The sequence below is a fragment of the Acinetobacter sp. YH12021 genome (assembly GCF_013420145.1).
Lineage (GTDB): Bacteria > Pseudomonadota > Gammaproteobacteria > Pseudomonadales > Moraxellaceae > Acinetobacter > Acinetobacter towneri.
Genome location: NZ_VOYT01000002.1, coordinates 252009 through 270911, shown reverse-complemented (window position 1 = coordinate 270911; position 18903 = coordinate 252009). Strand labels below are relative to the sequence as shown.

17 protein-coding genes and 2 pseudogenes are annotated in these 18903 nt (G+C 43.2%); 14 read left to right on the top strand and 5 right to left on the bottom strand.

Annotated elements, in window-relative coordinates:
- Positions 1 to 65 precede the first annotated feature (65 nt).
- The 7 genes from FTT91_RS03685 to FTT91_RS03655 all read left to right on the top strand — a co-directional run bounded on the left by FTT91_RS03685 (position 66) and on the right by FTT91_RS03655 (position 6843).
- Positions 66 to 896 (top strand): inositol monophosphatase family protein, encoded by an 831-nt coding sequence (locus tag FTT91_RS03685; protein WP_180168992.1) that lies wholly within the window; start codon positions 66 to 68, stop codon positions 894 to 896.
- 484 nt (positions 897 to 1380) lie between these two features.
- Entirely contained in the window at positions 1381 to 3231 is a 1851-nt protein-coding gene (locus tag FTT91_RS03680; RefSeq protein WP_070153378.1) for a DEAD/DEAH box helicase, read from the top strand.
- A gap of 389 nt (positions 3232 to 3620) precedes the next feature.
- Entirely contained in the window at positions 3621 to 4439 is an 819-nt protein-coding gene (locus tag FTT91_RS03675) for an ABC transporter ATP-binding protein (RefSeq protein ID WP_180168991.1), read from the top strand.
- Positions 4436 to 5215: a lipid asymmetry maintenance ABC transporter permease subunit MlaE gene (gene mlaE, locus FTT91_RS03670; RefSeq protein WP_180095330.1), complete on the top strand. Its 780-nt coding sequence runs from the start codon at positions 4436 to 4438 to the stop codon at positions 5213 to 5215. Before FTT91_RS03675 ends, mlaE begins: the two co-directional genes overlap by 4 nt.
- Positions 5215 to 5892, top strand: coding sequence for an outer membrane lipid asymmetry maintenance protein MlaD (locus FTT91_RS03665; protein ID WP_096901228.1), 678 nt, complete (start codon positions 5215 to 5217; stop codon positions 5890 to 5892). Before mlaE ends, FTT91_RS03665 begins: the two co-directional genes overlap by 1 nt.
- Positions 5893 to 5907: 15 nt before the next feature.
- Positions 5908 to 6543 (top strand): phospholipid-binding protein MlaC, encoded by a 636-nt coding sequence (locus FTT91_RS03660; protein WP_004974651.1) that lies wholly within the window; start codon positions 5908 to 5910, stop codon positions 6541 to 6543.
- Positions 6544 to 6555: 12 nt separating this feature from the next.
- A complete protein-coding gene (locus tag FTT91_RS03655) occupies positions 6556 to 6843 on the top strand; it encodes a lipid asymmetry maintenance protein MlaB (RefSeq protein ID WP_004974653.1) in 288 nt (95 codons plus the stop codon).
- Positions 6844 to 6943: 100 nt separating this feature from the next.
- On the opposite strand, the pseudogene FTT91_RS03650 reads toward FTT91_RS03655, so the two are convergent.
- Positions 6944 to 7084, bottom strand: a pseudogene (locus FTT91_RS03650) (transposase domain-containing protein); the annotation flags it as partial.
- Between FTT91_RS03650 and FTT91_RS03645 the strand changes: the two are divergent.
- Positions 7073 to 7546: pseudogene (locus FTT91_RS03645) on the top strand (transposase); the annotation flags it as partial. The pseudogenes FTT91_RS03650 and FTT91_RS03645 sit on opposite strands and share 12 nt — an antisense overlap.
- A gap of 45 nt (positions 7547 to 7591) precedes the next feature.
- On the opposite strand, the gene FTT91_RS03640 reads toward FTT91_RS03645, so the two are convergent.
- On the bottom strand, positions 7592 to 8605 hold the full coding sequence (locus FTT91_RS03640; protein WP_096901036.1) for a CorA family divalent cation transporter: 1014 nt from the start codon (positions 8603 to 8605) through the stop codon (positions 7592 to 7594).
- Positions 8606 to 8759: 154 nt separating this feature from the next.
- Between FTT91_RS03640 and FTT91_RS03635 the strand changes: the two genes are divergently transcribed.
- Positions 8760 to 9362, top strand: coding sequence for a TIGR00730 family Rossman fold protein (locus tag FTT91_RS03635; protein ID WP_026438479.1), 603 nt, complete (start codon positions 8760 to 8762; stop codon positions 9360 to 9362).
- 1 nt (position 9363) lies between these two features.
- On the top strand, positions 9364 to 9774 hold the full coding sequence (locus FTT91_RS03630) for an NUDIX domain-containing protein (protein WP_004974664.1): 411 nt from the start codon (positions 9364 to 9366) through the stop codon (positions 9772 to 9774).
- 74 nt (positions 9775 to 9848) lie between these two features.
- On the opposite strand, the gene FTT91_RS03625 is transcribed toward FTT91_RS03630, so the two are convergent.
- Complete coding sequence (locus FTT91_RS03625; protein WP_136144659.1) at positions 9849 to 10484, bottom strand: ComF family protein; 636 nt, start codon at positions 10482 to 10484, stop codon at positions 9849 to 9851.
- An 18-nt stretch (positions 10485 to 10502) separates the two neighbouring features.
- Positions 10503 to 12548: an ATP-dependent DNA helicase RecG gene (gene recG, locus FTT91_RS03620; RefSeq protein ID WP_131260595.1), complete on the bottom strand. Its 2046-nt coding sequence runs from the start codon at positions 12546 to 12548 to the stop codon at positions 10503 to 10505.
- A gap of 36 nt (positions 12549 to 12584) precedes the next feature.
- On the opposite strand from recG, the gene FTT91_RS03615 reads away from it, so the two are divergent.
- From FTT91_RS03615 to FTT91_RS03605, 3 genes are all read left to right on the top strand, one after another.
- Complete coding sequence (locus FTT91_RS03615; RefSeq protein WP_180168990.1) at positions 12585 to 13364, top strand: NAD(P)H-binding protein; 780 nt, start codon at positions 12585 to 12587, stop codon at positions 13362 to 13364.
- A 124-nt stretch (positions 13365 to 13488) separates the two neighbouring features.
- Positions 13489 to 14550 (top strand): RNA-guided endonuclease TnpB family protein, encoded by a 1062-nt coding sequence (locus tag FTT91_RS03610; protein ID WP_180168989.1) that lies wholly within the window; start codon positions 13489 to 13491, stop codon positions 14548 to 14550.
- Positions 14551 to 14677: 127 nt separating this feature from the next.
- Complete coding sequence (locus FTT91_RS03605; protein ID WP_180051893.1) at positions 14678 to 15013, top strand: type II toxin-antitoxin system HicB family antitoxin; 336 nt, start codon at positions 14678 to 14680, stop codon at positions 15011 to 15013.
- A gap of 90 nt (positions 15014 to 15103) precedes the next feature.
- Here FTT91_RS03605 and plsB read toward each other — a convergent pair whose 3' ends face one another.
- A complete protein-coding gene (gene plsB / locus FTT91_RS03600; RefSeq protein WP_004974675.1) occupies positions 15104 to 17668 on the bottom strand; it encodes a glycerol-3-phosphate 1-O-acyltransferase PlsB in 2565 nt (854 codons plus the stop codon).
- A 304-nt stretch (positions 17669 to 17972) separates the two neighbouring features.
- On the opposite strand from plsB, the gene FTT91_RS03595 reads away from it, so the two are divergent.
- Complete coding sequence (locus FTT91_RS03595) at positions 17973 to 18845, top strand: acyl-CoA thioesterase II (RefSeq protein ID WP_004974677.1); 873 nt, start codon at positions 17973 to 17975, stop codon at positions 18843 to 18845.
- Positions 18846 to 18903: the final 58 nt, after the last annotated feature.

The following is an 18903-nucleotide window of genomic DNA, read 5'->3' as shown; positions in this document are numbered from 1 at the left end:
CTAAAATATTGGGGCTTTCATGCATTATTCTTTATCAATCTCTTCAAATTTGTAGTGGGTGTTCAATGGAACCTATGGTGGTGATGGCTGCGCGTGCGGCTCAAACAGTTGGTCAAGAGCTTTTAAAAGCGCATCAGAATCGTCATAAACTCGATCTACAAGTCGAAGAAAAAGGCATTGATGGTCCTGTAACGCGCGTAGATCGTTACCTCGAGCAATTGACCATTGATACATTACGCAAAAGTTATAAAAATCACAGCTTCCTGGGCGAAGAATTTGGCATGCAGGAAGGCAAAGGTCACGATGCCGACTGGTGTTGGGTGATTGATCCTTTAGATGGCACGCTAAACTTTGTTCACGGTTTCCCTCATTTCTGTATTTCGATTGCAGTGCAACACAAAGGTGTGACACAGCACGGTGTTATTTACGACCCTGTAAAAGATGAATTATTCTCTGCGAGCCGTGGCCGTGGTGCGATGATGAATCAACGTCGTATTCGTGTAAATGTAAAAGACAGTTTAGACAATACCTTCTTGGCAGTAGGTCATGCTTATCGTGCTAAACGTGATGGCGAAATTGTTTCTTATGCCAAAAACCATTTTGAAAGTTTATTCAATGTGACAGAAGCTGGCGCACAATACCGCCGCGCAGGTTCTGCTGCATTGGACTTGGCTTATGTGGCTGCAGGTCGTTTAGATGGCTATTTTGAACTTGGCTTAAAACCGTGGGATATTGCTGCGGGTGAGTTAATTGTGAAAGAAGCGGGCGGTACTGTGGTCGATGCACGTGGTGGCAGCGACTCTATGGAAAATGGGCAAGTTTTGGCATGTTCAATGAAAATGTTAAAACCACTTATGAAAGCGGTTGTGCCTGCTTGGGGCGAAGCAGCGAAATAATCAGCTGATCATATTTATACTTAAATAAGACACTTAGCAAAGCTCTCATCCTGAGGGCTTTTCTTTTACCTAACGGTCTAAAACTGCTGGTTTTAAATCTGTTGTTATCGTCCATATACTAGCCATAAAAGCAGAATCTATCACTGTTTACACAAAAAACAGCAAAAGTCGATTAAATAAGGTGACTTTTAAAATAATCCTGCTATAATCCGCGCACGCACTTAATTTCTGTTCATTACCTGAACATTTCTCTTCTAATCATTGTGTATGCGCGTGCGGTCCAAAGAGAGGACGATATCTCGCGCCCCAATCGCTAAAGCGATTCCTTCAGGTTAAGCCGTAATCATGCGTGCGTTATATCACATCGTCGTTACTCGGATCGCCGCTGAATCTTAAATTGTCAGCGATAATTGCTGTACCGCTTTTTGCCGATGTCCATCTGACTTTATTTAATGGAGCACCCATTTTCAGGGTGAAAATCTCTATGAGCAAAACTTTTGCTGATTTTTCTTTACATGAATCTTTACAACAAGCTTTAGAAGGCTTGAACTTTACTACGCCGACTCCTGTTCAAGAACAATCGATCCCAGCGGCACTTGAAGGTAAAGACTTATTGGTATCTAGCCAAACAGGTTCTGGTAAAACTGCTGCATTTTTACTCCCAACTTTAAACGCGCTTGCTAATCAAGATACTTTCGTACCATTTAAAGAGCGTATGAAAGCTATTACTCAGCCGTCAATTTTAGTGCTTTGCCCAACACGTGAATTGGCTCAACAAGTTAGCCAAGACGCGATTGCATTTGTACGTCACATGAAAGGTGTACGTATTGCAGCAATCATGGGTGGTATGCCTTTTGGTAAGCAAATCCAACAATTAAAAGGTGCGCAAGTGGTTGTAGCGACTCCAGGTCGTTTACTTGACTTGGTGAACCGTCGTCAAATCAAACTTGATAAAGTTGATGCCTTAATTGTAGACGAAGCTGACCGTATGCTCGATTTAGGCTTCTCTGAAGACCTAGAAGCGATTAGCGATTTAGCTGCTAACCGTAAGCAAACCTTGATGTTCTCTGCAACTTTTGCCAGCCGTATTATCACACTTGCAGAACGCATGATGAATGAGCCTGTACGTATTGCGATTGAAACAGGTCACTCAACGAACATGGACATCACCCAGACTTTACACTGGACTGATGGTTTCGAGCACAAGAAAAAATTATTGTCACACTGGTTATCTGATGAAGGTGTAGATCAAGCGGTTGTATTCGCATCTACTCAAGAAGATACCGATATGCTGGCTGAAGAATTGGCTGAAGCAGGTCACTCTGTCGTTGCTCTACACGGTGCAATGCCACAGACTGTACGTAACCGTCGTTTACGTAGCATTCGTGAAGGTCGTGCAAAAATTTTGGTTGCAACTGACGTAGCAGCACGTGGTTTAGACGTACCAACGATTTCTCACGTGATCAACTTTGGTTTACCAATGAAAAATGAAGACTATGTACACCGTATTGGTCGTACAGGTCGTGCGGGTCGTACCGGTAATGCCATTACTTTGGCAACTTACCGTGAGCGTGGCAAAATCCGTGCTTTGGAAGATTTCTTAGATGCACGTTTAAGTGTTTCTGAAATTGAAGGCTTAGAGCCATCTCCACCACCAGCACGTTCTGGTCGTGACGGTGGTCGTGGTCGTCGTGATGGCGGTCGCGGTGGTCGTGGCGGTTTTGGTGGTGGTCGTCGTTTTGAAGGCGAAAGCAACTTTAAACGTCGTGAAGGTGGTGATGATCGTCCACGTCGCAGCTTTGATGACAAACCACGTGGTGAACGTCCTGCATTTGGTGAAGATCGTCCGCGTCGCGAGTTCAACTCAGACCGTCCACGTCGTGAAGGTGGTTTCGGTGATCGTCCACAGCGTTCATTTGAAGACCGTCCACGTCGTGAATTTAATTCAGATCGTCCACGCCGCGAAGGTGGTTTTGGTGATCGTCCACAGCGTTCATTTGATGATCGTCCACGTCGTGAATTTAATTCAGATCGTCCGCGTCGCGAAGGTGGCTTCAACGATAAGCCGCGTTTTGATGCGAATGATGACAACCGTGGCAACCGCGTAGATTACAAACCACGTCGTGAAGGTAGCTTCGGTGATCGTCCAAAACGTGATTTTGGTGATCGTCCTGCACGTCGTGAAGGTGGTTTTGGTGACCGTCAACCACGTTCTTTTGATGATCGTCCTAAGCGTTCATTTGGTGGTGAAGATCGTCCACGTCGTGAGTTCAATTCAGATCGTCCACGCCGTGAAGGTGGTTTTGATCGCCCACGTCGTAAATTTAACGACTAAGCGCTATCTGAAGCGTCAGCTTAAAGAAAACCGGTGTTGAGCACCGGTTTTTTTATGTTAAAAAATGATTTTCCGTCTGAATAAAATGTATACTGTGTCATGTTTTTATTGTGTTGTGCGAATTATGAACATCGATGGCTTGCGAATGCTGATGCAGACGAGAGAGGGAATGATGCCGTATATTGGTTTAGCGCTGATTTTATGTAATTTAATTTATTATATTATTTCCTCTTATTTTTAAGTGTTTGCTGTAATGAAAGTGATTTAGATAACAATAATATTTATAGTTGCACAAGACGTGCACAGTTTTAAAAAATTTGCTAGATAACATTTTATGCTTCAATCCTTTATAGTATGCGTGCTGAAAAAATGCAGGAAGACCCTCAGCTATGAATAATTCAACACCTCAACATGAGCCGTCATTGATTGAAGTCAATGAACTGAGCTTTAAGCGAGGGAAACGTGTCATTTTTGAAAATGTCAGTTTAAAGATTCGCCGTGGGCAAATTACGGCCATTATGGGACCTTCTGGTACAGGTAAAACCACATTATTACGCTTGATTGGTGGTCAGTTGACTCCCGATCATGGTGATATTTTACTGGATGGAAAAAATCTTGCGCAAATGTCGCGTCAGGAGTTGTTTGCTGCGCGCGCACGTATGGGCATGTTATTCCAAAGCGGTGCGTTATTTACCGATATGAGCGTATATGAAAACGTCGCGTTTCCATTGCGTGCACATACCCAGTTGCCTGAACATTTAATTGCAGAACTGGTGGCTTTAAAACTTGAAGCAGTCGGTTTGCGTGGCACAGAACAGCTCATGCCTGCAGAACTCTCAGGCGGGATGAACCGTCGCGTGGCATTGGCACGTGCGATTGCGTTAGACCCTGAATTGATCATGTATGATGAACCATTTGCAGGGCAAGACCCGATTGTAAAAGGTGTGTTGACCCGTTTAATCCGTTCCTTGCGAGAAGCGTTGGATTTAACCACCATTATCGTCTCGCATGATGTTGGCGAAACTTTATCAATTGCCGACTACATTTATATTATCGCGGAAGGCGTGATTCAGGGCGAAGGTACACCTGCAGAATTAAAACAGCATGAATCGGCATTTGTACGTCAGTTCTTAACAGGCGCTGCCGAAGGGCCAGTCGATTATCAATTTAGCCATCGGGCTTATTTAAGTGATGAGGTGCGTTCATGAATGCTATTGCCGCATTAGGTCAACGCGTCATTGAGCGTGTTCGTGGCATTGGTGTCGCCACCCAAATGTTGTTGCAAATTCTATTTTCCATGCCAACCCTGCTTGGGGTGAAGCTGTTCCTGTACCAAATGTACCGTGTTGGCGTGATGTCGTTATTGATTATTGCGGTGTCGGGTTTATTTATTGGTTTGGTCTTGGGCTTACAAGGCTACTCCATTTTGGTCAATATCGGTTCAGAAGCCATGTTAGGCACCATGGTGTCTTTGACTTTATTGCGTGAGTTGGCGCCTGTCGTGGCTGCACTGTTATTTGCAGGACGTGCAGGCTCTGCCTTAACAGCAGAAATTGGTCTGATGAAAGCCACAGAACAATTGGCCAGTATGGAAATGATTGGGGTAGACCCACTCAAGCGTATTGTGTCACCACGTTTATGGGCAGGAATTGTCAGCCTGCCAATGCTCTCCATTATTTTTGCTGCGGTTGGCATTATGGGCGGCAAAATGGTTGGGGTCGATTTTCTAGGTGTCGATGAAGGTTCTTTCTGGAGCGGTATGCAAAGCAGCGTGCAGTTCTATAAAGATATTTTTAACGGCACAATTATTAAAAGTTTTGTTTTTGCATTAATTTGTACTTGGATTGCAGTATATCAAGGCTATGCCTGTGTTCCAACATCGGAAGGCATTGCGACGTCGACCACACGAACCGTGGTGTATTCTTCATTATGTGTTTTAGGTTTTGATTTTGTGTTGACTGCGGTCATGTTCGGAGGTGTTTAATGAAATCACGTACAAGTGAGCTGGCCGTAGGTGTATTTGTCATTTTGACAGGCATTGCATTGTTTTTCTTGGCCATGAAAGTCAGTGGATTGGTGGGTACCAATTTGCGCGACAGTTACAATATGACAGCAACATTTGACAACGTGAATGGTTTAAAACCACGCGCCAAAGTTACTATGAGCGGTGTCACCATTGGTCGTGTCAATGATATTACCCTAGACCCTGTATCGCGTTTGGCTACAGTTGAATTTGAACTAGATGGCAAGTTGACCAGTTTTAATCCTGAACAACTAAAAACAGTGCAAAATTATGCGCTTGAAGAATTGCGCTACAGTGCAGAATACCAAGAAGCAAATCCTCAGCAACAAAAAGAAATGGAACAACAACTGTTGGGTAACATGAAATCCATCACCAGTATTGATGAAGATGCTTACATAATGGTAGCAACCAATGGTTTATTGGGTGAGAAATATCTCAAAGTGGTTCCAGGTGGTGGTTTGAACTTTGTGAAGCGTGGCGAAAGTATTGCCAACACGCAAGGCACCATGGATTTAGAAGATTTAATCAGTAAGTTTATTACTGGCGGTGCAGCGAAAACATCCAACGCAGCGTCAGACGCAGATAAAGACACAGCGACAGCTGAAACAACAGATGCAGAAGTGTCATTTGTTGAGTAATGAAGGAGATTGTCCGTGAAAACACTTTTAAAGCAAACTCTGGCGGTAAGTGTACTTTCAACCATGTTGGCAGGAACTGCATTTGCTGCACCTGCAGAAGCGCCACCAGCTTTTGTGAAAAAAGTTGCCGATAGCTTGATTGCACGTTTAAAAGCAGATCATGCTAAATTGCAGAACAATCCAGCATTGGTCAAAACGATTGTGCGTCAAAACCTTGATCCGTATGTAGATGCGCAAGCATTTACCCGTATTGTGATGGGTACTTATGCGACGAACCAATACAGTTCAGCAGCACAGCGCGCGCAGTTTGAGAAAAACTTCCGTGAAACCTTAATTGAGAATTATGGCACAGCGTTTGCGAAATTTAGCAACCAAAGCTACACCATGCGTCCTTATAAGGCGACCAACAGCAAGAACCCAGTGGTGACCATTGACTTCTTGCATAATGGTGAAAAAATTCCTGTGTCATTCCAGTTGGCAGACAAAGGCAGCCAATGGAAAATCCGTAACATTAACGTGTCGGGTATTGATTTAGGTTTGCAATTCCGTAACCAGTTTGCAGCGAACGTGAAGCGTAATGGCGGCAATATTGATAAAGCCATTGCAACCTTTAAGCCAGATGCAGAAGCTGCGGTTGAAAAGAAAAAATAGGTTAGGTGTGGCGTGATTGAATTATCAAATCAGGAATTATGTGTTTCTGGAAAAATAGATTTCAGTAATGCAGAGCAATATTACCAAAAAGGTCTGCAGTTGATTCGTCAGCAGCAGTTGCCTTTGGTGGTTAATTTGGCGCAGCTGGAACACGGAAGCACTTTGGCTTTGGCCGTTTTGGTGCAATGGTTGCGTCAGACGCCTGAAGCCAAGGGCTTACAGTTTAAAGCGGTTCCTGAAAAAATGATGAAGATCATTCAAGCCTGTCATTTGCAAGATGATTTGCAGCTAATCGTCTAAAACTGAAAAAACCATCAAAAAAGCACCTTCTTGTAAGGTGCTTTTTTATTGCGTTTAGTTTCCCGCTTTATTCGTAAGCATCCGGTGAAGCTTATTTGAATCAGGCAGGCTTCCACTTATGCGGTAGTAATTCTTCAACCTGGATTATTTTCTGTGTCGGCAGTCTTTTCAACACATCACTTAAATAGGCATAAGGGTCCAGTCCATTCAGTTTTGCTGACTGGATTAAGGTGCTGCAATTGAGGCTAGACTGATTATTGCGGTGGTTAAAGATATTAATGAAAAGACAGTTGCAAGATGGTCATTGATCAGCAATGTACCAACCGAGATTACCGCAGTGGAATTGACGACTTGGTATTACTGGCGTTGGTCAATCGAATGTTATTTCAAACTTCTCAAGCAAGCAGGCCATGATATTGAGTCATGGCTTCAGACTACGCCAGAAGCGATTTTAAGGCGTTTGCTGATCAGTTGCATGGCTTGTGTGTTGACGTGGAGAGTGCAGCGTTGTACAGATGAACAAAATCAGAAAGTCCGTGCATTTCTGACTAGGCTCTCAGGTAGACAACAGAAAAGAGGCAAGATAGAGAGTGCGCCTGCCATATTGGCAGGACTCTCGATTTTACTAAATACTCTTCAACTGCTCTCAGAATATTCAATAGATGAACTGAATGAAATCGCAACCATTGCACTAGGTACCTAAAGATGTGTAGATACCTATGCCTAAAAAGAGAGGGAATAAAAGGTATCAAATCCATTTTTTCCATCTAAAGTAAATTAATGGGCCAATAAAGAAGCCAATTAAAATAATACTGACCACTATAAAACTGGTGGTGCCTTTGGCAAAAGGTAACACGTCGGTGTTCATACCATAAACACTGGCAACTAACATCGGTGGCGCTAACATACTCGGCAAAATAGAGAATCGACGAATCGTGTCGTTCTGTTCGGTGTTAATGAAGCCTGAAGTGGTATCGAGCAAGAAGCGCACTTTTTGGAATAAGAAGGCATCGTGTTCGACCAGTGAGCGTACATCTTCACTGAGTTCTCGAATGTCGGCATCGTAAATATGACTACCCAACGCACGCGGACGTGCCAAAAAGGTCAGGACACGACGTAAATCAATCAAACACAATTGCGCTTTTCCAAGCATGTCTTCTAATTGTGCCAGTCGGGTAATCATGTCATCGAGGTCTAAAATTTGCTCACGATGACGGTTATTCAGAACTTCTGTGGAATACTTTTCCAAGTCCTTGTGGATATCTTCTAAGATATCCGCAAGTTCGTCCAGTTTGGCTTCAAGCAAGCCTAAAAGCACCCAAGTCGGGTCTTTATAGTCAATTTCGTAGTCGTTACGTCGTGCACGCGCCCGAAATGCCCGAAACGCCACTAATTTTTCACCACGTAGGGTAAACAAGTGTTCTTTATGTAAAATAAAGGCGACGGTTTGCACAGTGGCTAAAATACTGGAATTGTCTTCAGTTTCGCCATCGACTTGATAGTTTTTATTTTTAGTTAAAAAATAGGTACTAATGTGTAAAATACCGTCATCATCACGGTAGAATCGCGCTGAAGATGAAATATCTTCCAAAGATTTTAAGGTTGGTAAATTTTGTGAGTATGCGTCTAGTACCCATTGCTGTTCTTCTTGTGAAGGGGCAATCAGGTCAATCCAGACCAGATCTGGATGCAAATCAAAACCACCGTTAATGGTGGCATCTTCCAGACTACCGCGCTCTGTGGCATAAAAGGCTTCAAGCATTCGTCTTTTCTCCTTGCGCAGTATGGGTTTTGTGGATGGGTGTATTTTAGACAAGGATCTTACTAAATACACTGCTCAGAATGCTATTTTATTTAAAAATCTCCCTGAAGTTTAATTTTATGGCATGACAGCCAGATAACATGGTGAAAAAATGATGTCGTCAATTGCTATTTTCTGTGGTTCTGCCCCAGGAAAAGATTCAGTTTTTGTTGAAAATGCACGAAAAGTGGGTGAAACATTGGCTGCACAAGGCAAAACTTTAATTTATGGCGGTGGACGCTCAGGCTTAATGGGTGTGGTGGCAGATAGTACTTTGGCCGCAGGTGGGCGTGCAATTGGTGTCATGCCTGAAAGTTTGGCAGAGCATGAATTGGCGCATCCGCATTTGACCGAATTACACATCGTAGAAAACATGCATGCCCGCAAAATAAAAATGTCAGAATTGGCCGAGGGCTTTATTGCTTTGCCGGGTGGTTCTGGAACTTTAGAAGAAATTTTTGAGCAATGGACGTGGGCACAATTAGGAATTCACTCAAAACCCTGTGCCTTTTTTAATGTAGCTGGCTTTTATGATGATTTGCTGAAGTTTTTAAGACAGACCTCTGAAAAAGGTTTTACTCAGCCACGTTTTTGTGAGGCATTGATTGTATCGAATTGTATTGACAATATTTTGCAGCAATTTGAACAATACCGTGTTCCTGAAATGAAATGGGAAGTGCCTGAGCTAGAGTGGGTGCAGCAGGAACTGGCGAAATAAAATGGCTGAGATCAACAACATCATTACCGTTGCAGCTGCAATTATTTTAAATGTCAAACAGCAGTTATTGGTGGTGCGTAAACAGCATACCGCGTGTTTTATGCAGGTCGGTGGCAAATTAGAACCCAATGAAGCGCCTGAAACGACCATGTTGCGAGAAATTGCCGAAGAAATTGGCTGTCAGGCGCAAATTCAACAATTTATTGGACGCTATGAAACAGCAACGGCCAATGAGCCCGACTGCCGTTTGGTCAGTTATGTGTATTGGGTTCAGCTTGATCAGGCACCAAAAATTGCTGCTGAAATTGCCGAAATGAAGTGGGTAGATTTGGATGATCAAGATACTTTGTTGGCACCGCTGACCCGTGAAGTGGTGATGCCGTGGTTAAAACAATATTTACAACAAAATTAAGAGCAGTTGATCATTCTTCTATATTTTAAGTTCAACTTTTTAATGCGTTGAGCATATTCAACCGAATAGTTTTTTTATTCAGCACTGGCCAGACAAACCGCCTCGACTTTTTGACAGCCGAGCTTGAGCAACTGCTGTTTGAGTGCATGAATTGAACTGCCCGTCGTGACCACATCATCCACAATTAAAACCCGACGAAAACGGATTTTAGGCGCATTCTGAATTTGAAATTGCTGTTGGATGTCTTCCAATCGTTCTAAGCGACTTAAGCCTTTTTGCGCGTGCTGTTGTAAGCGGGTCACAGGTTGCCAAATCGGGACATTTAAATGCCGCGCTAGTCCTTTTGCTAACAATAAAGATTGATTGTAGCCGCGTTCAGTCAAGCGGGCAGTGGAAATTGGCATCGGTACAATGGCTTGAATTTTAGGATAAGACAGTTGTTTTAGCGCGCCTACTAAAAGCAGTTGGTAATGTAACTGCTGTTCATATTTAAATTGTTGAATGATGCGATTAATTGGATAGTGATAATCAAAAGTGACTTGAATCTGCATTTCTTGTCGTTGTACCGCTTGGCTACGCCACGGCAATTGTTGCCAACAGGTTTGACAGACCGAATGTTGCCATTGCGTGTCGCTATGGCAGAGCTGACACGGTTGCAGTTGGCGCAGCCATTGTATGCCGCATTGTAGTAGATTGATCGGCTGAGTCATCTTAGGACTGCAATCCGTTTAAACATAGGCATAACGTGGTGCCTCAGGCAGCCAGCGTTTTAGCAAAGCTTCGGCATGTGTAGGATAATCGTTTAAAATTTGCTGTGCCACATGATGCGCCTGTGCCAACAAATGATCATCCCGTTCTAATTTAGCCACCCGAAAGCCCATATCTCCCGTTTGTTTGGTTCCCAAGAGTTCACCTGGGCCGCGCAGTTCTAAATCTTTTTCTGCAATCACAAAACCATCGTTGGTTTCCCGCATAATCCGCAAGCGTTCTTGTCCATTTTGCGAAAGTGGATTTTTATACAACAAGGCACAAAAACTGGCTTTGGCACCCCGTCCGACTCGTCCACGTAGCTGATGTAGCTGTGAAAGTCCTAAACGCTCGGCATTTTCGATCACCATAATTGAAGCATTCGGTACATCGACCCCGACCTCAATTACTGTGGTGGCAATCAGCAACTGTAATTGATTGTCTTTAAATTGCTGCATGACGGCTTGTTTTTCATCGGCTTTCATTTTGCCGTGTACCAGCCCAATATTCAGTTCAGGAAAGCGTTCTTTAATTTCAGCAAAAGTCGCCTCGGCAGCTTGCGCATCTAAGGTTTCCGACTGTTCCACCAAGGTACAGACCCAATAGGCTTGTTTGCCTTCGGCACAATTGCTGGCAATGCGTTGTAAGACTTCTTCACGCCGATCTAGCGGAATAGTCACCGTTTGAATAGGTGTACGTCCTGGCGGTAGTTCATCAATCACCGAAGTGTCCAAATCGCCATAGGCGGACATGGCTAAAGTTCGCGGAATAGGCGTTGCAGTCATCACCAATTGATGCGGTGTAGTGTGATTGGCACCTTTATTGCGCAAAGCCAGACGTTGATCGACCCCAAAACGGTGTTGTTCATCAATAATCACCAAACCTAATTTGGCAAATTGCACATTGTCCTGAAATAACGCATGTGTCCCAACCACCAAATTGGCGCTACCATCTTGAATGCTCAGTTCAGCCGCTGCGCGTGCTTTGCCTTTTTGTTTGCCAGACAACCATGCCACTGTTAAGCCCAATGGTTCAAACCATTTTTGAAAGTTCAGATAATGTTGTTCTGCCAAAATTTCAGTGGGTGCCATCAGCGCGACTTGCCAACCTTCTTCTAGCGCATGACACGCTGCGACTGCAGCGACCAGCGTTTTACCTGCACCTACATCACCTTGTACCAAGCGCAGCATGGGTTTATTACGCTGCAAATCCTGCATGATTTCTTGCGAAACCCGTTGCTGTGCGCCTGTCATTTGAAATGGCATGTTGCCGAGTAACGCAGGCGCTAGTTTTTGACTTGGGGAAAAGGCAGGTGAGGCAATTTGCTGAATATAAGCCCGTCGGGTCAGTAAACTGACTTGATGCGCCACCAATTCTTCAAAAATCAGGCGTTGCTGTGCAGGGTGAGAGCCTTGTGCCAATTGCAGCATATTGGCATTTAAAGGTGGATGATGAATATAATCCAGCGCCTGTTTGAGTGCGTAGCCATTGGTCATTTTTTCAGGCAAGAGTTCAGGCAAATCATCGCTATGCTGTGCCAAAGCTTGTTTGACGTATTCACGTAATTTGGCTTGGGTCAGCCCATCGGTGCTTGGGTAAATGGCAGTCAGTTGGGTTTTAGGCAGTGGGGTATGTTCAGTAATCAGTTGTAATTCGGGGTGATACATTTCCAGACCACGCGCCCCAACCCGTACTTCGCCAAATACTCTTAAACGATTGCCGAGTTTGGCACGATCTGTAATACCTTTATAAATATGATAAAAACGTAAGGTGATTTTTCCAAATTCATCTTCTAAATTGACAGCCATCGACTTGCGTTTACCCGGTGGAAAATCGACCCCTTTAACCACACCTTCGAGTAAATAGCTGCGCCCCACGTTTAATTGGTTCATGGGAATGATCGTGCTACGATCTTCATAGTCACGCGGTAGATGAAACAGCAAGTCATCTGTGGTGAAAATATTTAGTTTTTCGAGTAATGCAGCAGAGGCAGAGCCTACCCCTTGCAACTGATGGACTGCAGCCATGTCCCCTCAACTTCAAATGCTATGATTAGGTGCTGAATGCATATTCTATTTATTGGTTATGGTAAAACATCGCAGCGTGTTGCAAAACAACTATTTACGCTCGGTCATCAAATTACCACAATTAGCCGCAGTCCGAAAACAGATCCTGATATGACGCATCTGCTTCAAGATATTCAACAGCTCGATTTATCACAGACTCAACCTGTTGATGCCGTTTATGTATTACTTGCACCATCTCGGAATACGGTTTTGAGTTCTGTAGAAGCGTATCAACAGACTTATGTAGATTCTGTTCAGCCGATTGTTACTGCATTAAAAGATCATCCTGTAAAGCGAATTATTGTGGTGTCATCTACACGGGTTTATGGTGAAAACGCAGGTGAATGTATTGATGATGATACTGTGCCTAAGCCGAGTGATGTGCAAGGTCAGTTGTTGTTGCAGATGGAACACTTGTGGCAACAGGCTTATCCTGAACAATGTGTGATTGTACGTCCTTCGGGTATTTATGGCACTTCGACTGCACGCATGCTCAAACTTGCGGAAAGCACACAAAGTTACCCGAATATACATTGGTCAAATCGGATTCATATTGATGATTTGGCAGGTTTTTTGGCACATTTACTTCACGTGGAACATCCAGAACCATCATATATTTGCAGCAATAACCAAGCTCAGCCTTTGCATGAAATGATTTTAAAGATTCAGCGTGAATTGAATTTACCTGAGTTGGTGTTGGAAGGTGAGCGTGAAACAGGGAAAAGGATTTTTGCTCAGAGGATGGTGGCGAGTGGGGTTGAATTATTCAATGTGTAATCATTTATCAAATGGAGCGTAAAACTCAGTCCTTCAGGTCAGAGATATAAGCGACACGACATGAAGTGTCGTTTGATTTAACTAAGGACTATTTTCCTTGAGTTTTGATTGTTAATATAAGTACATGAAAACCCTTAAATTACGTATAAAAGACAAACATTGCAAGGTGTTAGACCAACTAGCATCAGAAGTGAACTTCGTCTGGAATTATGTCAATGATTTAGGGTTTAGGCATTTGAAGCGGAAAGGTGAATTTCTCTCTGCTTTTGATATTGCCAAATATACGAAAGGTACATCCAAAGAATGTAATTTACATAGTCAAACCATTCAGGCTGTAACTGAAGAATTAGTCACCCGAAGAAAGCAATTTAAAAAGGCAAAGCTGAAATGGCGTGTCAGCAATAAAAAATCAGCAAGGCGCTCTTTGGGATGGGTTCCCTTTAAAAAGTTGGCTATCAAATATGCCACTGGATATGTCCAGTATGGAAAACACCAATTTAAGCTTTGGGATAGCTACGGTTTAAGCAAATACACGTTAAAAACAGGTTCATTTGTAGAGGATAGCCGTGGGCGTTGGTATGTATGTCTTGTTGTTGAATCGCCTAAGCAAGATAAATCGACAGCAACCAAAGCGATTGGTATTGATCTAGGCTTAAAAGATATTGCCACCTGTTCTGATGGCACTGTAATTTCAAATCCAAAATTCTATCGAAAATATGAGCAGACATTAGGTATTGCTCAGAGAGCCAGGAATAAGAAGCGTGTTCGTGCATTACACGCCAAGATTGCAAATAGTCGAAAAGATCATTTGCATAAAGCAAGCACCAAGCTTGTGAATGAAAATGCATTGATTATTGTAGGTGACTTGAGTGCTAAAAAATTAGTAAAAACCAAAATGGCAAAAACTGTTTTGGATACAGGATTTTCGGCACTAAAAACAATGCTCAAGTATAAATGCGAGAACGCAGGCGTATTGTTTGAAGAAGTCCAAGAAGCCTATACCACCCAAATCTGTTCGTGCTGCGGTGAGATCACCTCAAGTAGTCCCAAAGGTAGTACAGATCTTGGAATAAGAGAATGGGAGTGCATGAGCTGTGGTACAGTTCATGATCGAGATATAAACTCAGCTTTAAACATTCTTGCGCTTGGGCATAAGCGTCTAGCTGTAGGAATCACCCTCTTTTAAGGGGGGGAGGATGTCAAAACCTCAAAACCGAGCACATGATTTTACTGCATCGACCTCACCCTGAAAATGAAATCAAAGGTGGGGCATTGAAAGCTGTAAAGCAGGCACTCAAGCAGGAGGGTTTTTTATGAGCTATTTTAAATACAAGGGCTATCTAGGGACGATTGAACCAGACCTTGAAACAGGTGAGTTGTTTGGAAAATTGGCGTTCATTCGAGATCTTATTACTTATGAGGCTGAAACCTTAAAAACACTTGAGCAAGCTTTTCAGGAATCGGTAGATGGATATTTAGATTCTTGTGCAGAATTAGGGAAGAAACCCGATCAGCCATTCAAGGGAACATTTAATGTTCGTATCAGTCCTGAGTTACATCGCAAAGCTGTTTTAGCTTCGGAAGATAGTTCTTTGAATGCATTTGTGAGTGATGCAATTCAAGAGAAATTAATGCGCTTAGGTGGATGATTTTATCAATGCTATAAATTTTGTTCTATATTCAATTTAAAGCATAGCGACCCATTGTTATACAGATCGCTATGCTTTTTTGTGTGAAAACTACTTCTTCTTACGTTTCAAGCGTTTCTTCGCTTGTTGTGCAGCAAGTGCCTCCAAAGCCTCACGCAATTCTTCATCACTAAAGGTGGTGATGTGTTGCAGCATCTGCAAAGTCACATCATCCAACACCAAATTGGCGTATTGCGCGACGTTTTTAAAGTTGTCATCAAACACAATCGCATTGTCACTGTTGGTGCTGATATAACCTTGCTGAGTCAAAACTTTAATAAAGCTTTGGAATAAGGCTTTGTCAAAGAATTCAGGTGAATTGAATTCATACAGCACCGACAAACGCTGACCGACCAAATGGCTCAGTTCTTCGACTTGACGTGCCGAAATATTGCCTGAGCCGCGTTGTGTAATCAGCGCCAGCGTCATGTAATAACGCTCTAAACTCTGCATTACAGGCGCAGCCAATACTACCAATTGGTTGTGATCTTCACTATTTGGTGCAGGTGAAATTAAATTGCCTTCTGCATCTTCAGAAATCAATTTGGCCTGAATCAAGGCTTCCACGTAGGCACAAATCCGTTCTTTGAGTTCCTGATCTTGCCATTTCAAGAACAACTCAGCTTTCAGGAACGGATATAAAGTACGAATGACGTTGATTAAATCACCACGACGAATCGAACCATTATGTTTCACCAATGCTGCAATTAAAGATGGTAAGACAAAGGCATGCAAAATATTGTTGCGGAAGTAGGTGAGTAACACCGCCTGATGGTCTTCAATCGCGATAATATCGCCCAAAACGTGCTGCACTCGTTTAATCAGTTTGAGTTTTAAGCCGTAGGCAATAATTTCTTTACCTGATAATGGTGTGACTTGAGTGCGCTCATCATAAGGCAGGGCAGTGAGCAGATTACGGTAAGTGTCTAACTGCTTCACACAAATTTCTTCATCCAAGGTATGTTTTGGTGTTGCCAGTAAAATCAGCGATAACAAAGATACCGGGTTAATTACCGCAGCACGGTTAATGTTTTCCAAAATCGCATGTGCTGAAGTATTCACTGCATCTGACACTTGTGGTGGAATAGGATCATCATTTTTTTCAATGCTGATGTGTTCTGCATCGTGTTGTTTTAGAACATCATCTAAAAACACAGGTTCGCCAAAATTGACATGCACCTTGCCAAAAATCCGTTCAATCTTGCGCATGGTTTTTAAAATGCCCATTAGCGATTCAGATTCTTTTGGCTTGCCTTGCATTTCACCCACATAGGTTGAACCTTCCATCAGGCGTTCATAACCAATATAAGTTGGCACAAAAGCAATCGGTTTAGCACGACCACGCAAATGACTGTGAATGGTCATGGCGAGCATGCCTGTTTTTGGTGGCAACAAGCGGCCTGTACGTGAACGTCCACCTTCAATAAAGTATTCAAGCGGCGTGTTACGCGACAAAATACTGAATAAATATTCTTTAAAGACGGTTGTGTATAAGCCGTTGCCACGGAAAGTACGACGGATAAAAAACGCACCGCCACCACGAAGCAATTGACCTACAAATGGCATATTCAGGTTATCGCCCGCAGCAATGTACGGCACCATCATGCCGCGTTTGTAAATCACATAAGACAGCAATAAATAGTCGATATGACTGCGGTGACATGGGGTATAGATAATTTCATAGTCTTTGGCCAGTTCGCGCACGGTACTAAAATTATGCACTTCCACGCCATCGTACAATTGTGTCCATAAGCGGGTCAGTGCCATATCGGCAAAGCGTACCGCTGCATGAGAGTAGTCCGACACGATTTCATTTAAATAACCAATCGCACGACGCTCGGCTTCAATCACGCTAATTTTACTGCGTAAACTTTCACGACGAATAGCATCTTGCACATCGGGAGATTTAATCAGACTGAGCATGACATTGCGGCGGTCAGACAAGTCTGGGCCAAGTACGACTTCACGTTGTCCATCTAAGTAATTATTTAGAGTGTTAACAATAAAGGTCGCAGGCGACAGGTTCGGATGCTCAGTTTTGGCATGTTCAATTAAAGCGCGTAATGATTGTGGCTCGTGAAATTCCAAATAAGACTGACGACCATGCACCCCAATATTCATTAACTGCTTGACTGTGCCAGGCGTTGCCCACGTATCGGTAAACAGTAGTTTAAACCACGAATCCTCTTTGTCTGGAGAACGTCCCCACAACACGGTCACAGGTACCAATTCAATATCAAGTTCTGGGTGTTGTTCTAATTGTTCAATTAAACGTAACAAGCGTGGCGGAAAAGCATAAGGTGGTGGATTGAGTAGGTTGTTCTCATCGTGATGCTGTAAAAACAGAATCGAGGCTTTTTCTTTATGTGAACCCATCACCAATGGATCAAGCGCAGGCGTGAGTTTTAAGCGACGTGTTTCGCCATCGACCACCAAGGCATTGCTGCGTGAGTGATTTTGCAATACGTAGCAAGTTATCTTGGTGCGAGTGGCATTTGAGTCTACACTTTGCGCATCCTTGACAGGGACTTCACCCAAAACATGCGGTGTCACCACAAGGTCAAGCAGCTTACCAGAAAGCTGACGATACATTTGACCAAAACCACGCTTGGACATATTCACTCCTACTTCATCACCTAAGTCCCTAGCCAGTAGGGAATTTATTTTGCGTCATTGTATCTAATAATCGCGCTGCATTTTTAGATAATTTGCATGAATATTGTTAGATTTTATCGTTAAAAATCGTATTTTTAGCAAAATTGATCGGCTAAGTTGTGACACAGCGGTCAGTCTTTGATGGGTAAAAGATGCAGAATCTATGGCAAAATAGCAGGCTTAAAATAGTCAGTTTATTTTGACGATTTATTTTTTCATCGACTTCGATCCCGCATCCCCAATTTCCGCCATACATAGGTTAGTTATGAACGCACTCACACAAGAGCTGGTTGAACTTCTTTGTTTAGAAAAGTTAGAAGAAAATATCTACCGAGGTATCAGTCGTAACTTGGTGGGTAAACGTGTTTTTGGTGGACAGGTTTTGGGACAGGCTTTACGTGCTGCATCTTATACCACTGATCGTCCTGCGCACTCATTGCATGCCTATTTCTTGTTTGGTGGCGATGTCAACGCACCTATTATTTATGAAGTTGACCGTTTGCGTGATGGTAAAAGTTTTTCTAGCCGTCAAGTACGTGCCATTCAGCATGGGCGTACCATTTTTACTGCGATGGTGTCCTTTGCGCCGTTGGAAGACGGTCTGAATTATCAAATTTCAGAGCCAAACTATCCTGCAGCAGAAGCTTTAAAAAACGAAGCGGAACTCAAACAGCATATTGTCGAGTTTGTACCTGAAAATGTGCGTGCCAGTTTTATGCGTGATCGCTTGGTGGAGATTCGCCCGATTAATCCGAGCAATCCATTTTTACCGCAGCCTGAAGCACCTGCTTATGCACACTACATTCGTACCCATGACAGCATTTCACCAGAGGTGGATGAAGTGTCTTTGCATCAGGCAATTGCGGCATTTTATTCAGACTTCACGTTAATGACCACAGCACTGCGTCCGCATGGTTTGAGCTATTTATCACCAAGTTTGCAGTGTGCCAGTATTGACCATGCCATGTATTTCCATAAACCGTTCCGTGTGGATGACTGGATGCTGTACGACATGGAAGCCACCATTAGCACTAGTTCGCGTGGTTTGAACTTTGGGCGCATGTGGCAAAATGGTGAATTGGTGTGTAGCACCAGTCAGGAAGGCTTGATTCGTTTACGTGAAATCGAAACGCAATAAAATATAGCCTTTAAAATCTACATTCATCAGCCGACATTCATGTCGGCTTTTTTACATC

Coding starts and splice junctions, on each gene's coding strand:
- FTT91_RS03605 (WP_180051893.1), top strand. CDS start 14,678: ATGAGCTATTTTAAATACAAGGGCTATCTAGGGACGATTGAACCAGAC.
- FTT91_RS03630 (WP_004974664.1), top strand. CDS start 9,364: ATGGCTGAGATCAACAACATCATTACCGTTGCAGCTGCAATTATTTTA.
- FTT91_RS03635 (WP_026438479.1), top strand. CDS start 8,760: ATGTCGTCAATTGCTATTTTCTGTGGTTCTGCCCCAGGAAAAGATTCA.
- FTT91_RS03680 (WP_070153378.1), top strand. CDS start 1,381: ATGAGCAAAACTTTTGCTGATTTTTCTTTACATGAATCTTTACAACAA.
- FTT91_RS03595 (WP_004974677.1), top strand. CDS start 17,973: ATGAACGCACTCACACAAGAGCTGGTTGAACTTCTTTGTTTAGAAAAG.
- FTT91_RS03675 (WP_180168991.1), top strand. CDS start 3,621: ATGAATAATTCAACACCTCAACATGAGCCGTCATTGATTGAAGTCAAT.
- plsB (WP_004974675.1), bottom strand. CDS start 17,668: ATGTCCAAGCGTGGTTTTGGTCAAATGTATCGTCAGCTTTCTGGTAAG.
- FTT91_RS03640 (WP_096901036.1), bottom strand. CDS start 8,605: ATGCTTGAAGCCTTTTATGCCACAGAGCGCGGTAGTCTGGAAGATGCC.
- recG (WP_131260595.1), bottom strand. CDS start 12,548: ATGGCTGCAGTCCATCAGTTGCAAGGGGTAGGCTCTGCCTCTGCTGCA.
- FTT91_RS03610 (WP_180168989.1), top strand. CDS start 13,489: ATGAAAACCCTTAAATTACGTATAAAAGACAAACATTGCAAGGTGTTA.
- FTT91_RS03665 (WP_096901228.1), top strand. CDS start 5,215: ATGAAATCACGTACAAGTGAGCTGGCCGTAGGTGTATTTGTCATTTTG.
- FTT91_RS03615 (WP_180168990.1), top strand. CDS start 12,585: ATGCATATTCTATTTATTGGTTATGGTAAAACATCGCAGCGTGTTGCA.
- FTT91_RS03685 (WP_180168992.1), top strand. CDS start 66: ATGGAACCTATGGTGGTGATGGCTGCGCGTGCGGCTCAAACAGTTGGT.
- mlaE (WP_180095330.1), top strand. CDS start 4,436: ATGAATGCTATTGCCGCATTAGGTCAACGCGTCATTGAGCGTGTTCGT.
- FTT91_RS03625 (WP_136144659.1), bottom strand. CDS start 10,484: ATGACTCAGCCGATCAATCTACTACAATGCGGCATACAATGGCTGCGC.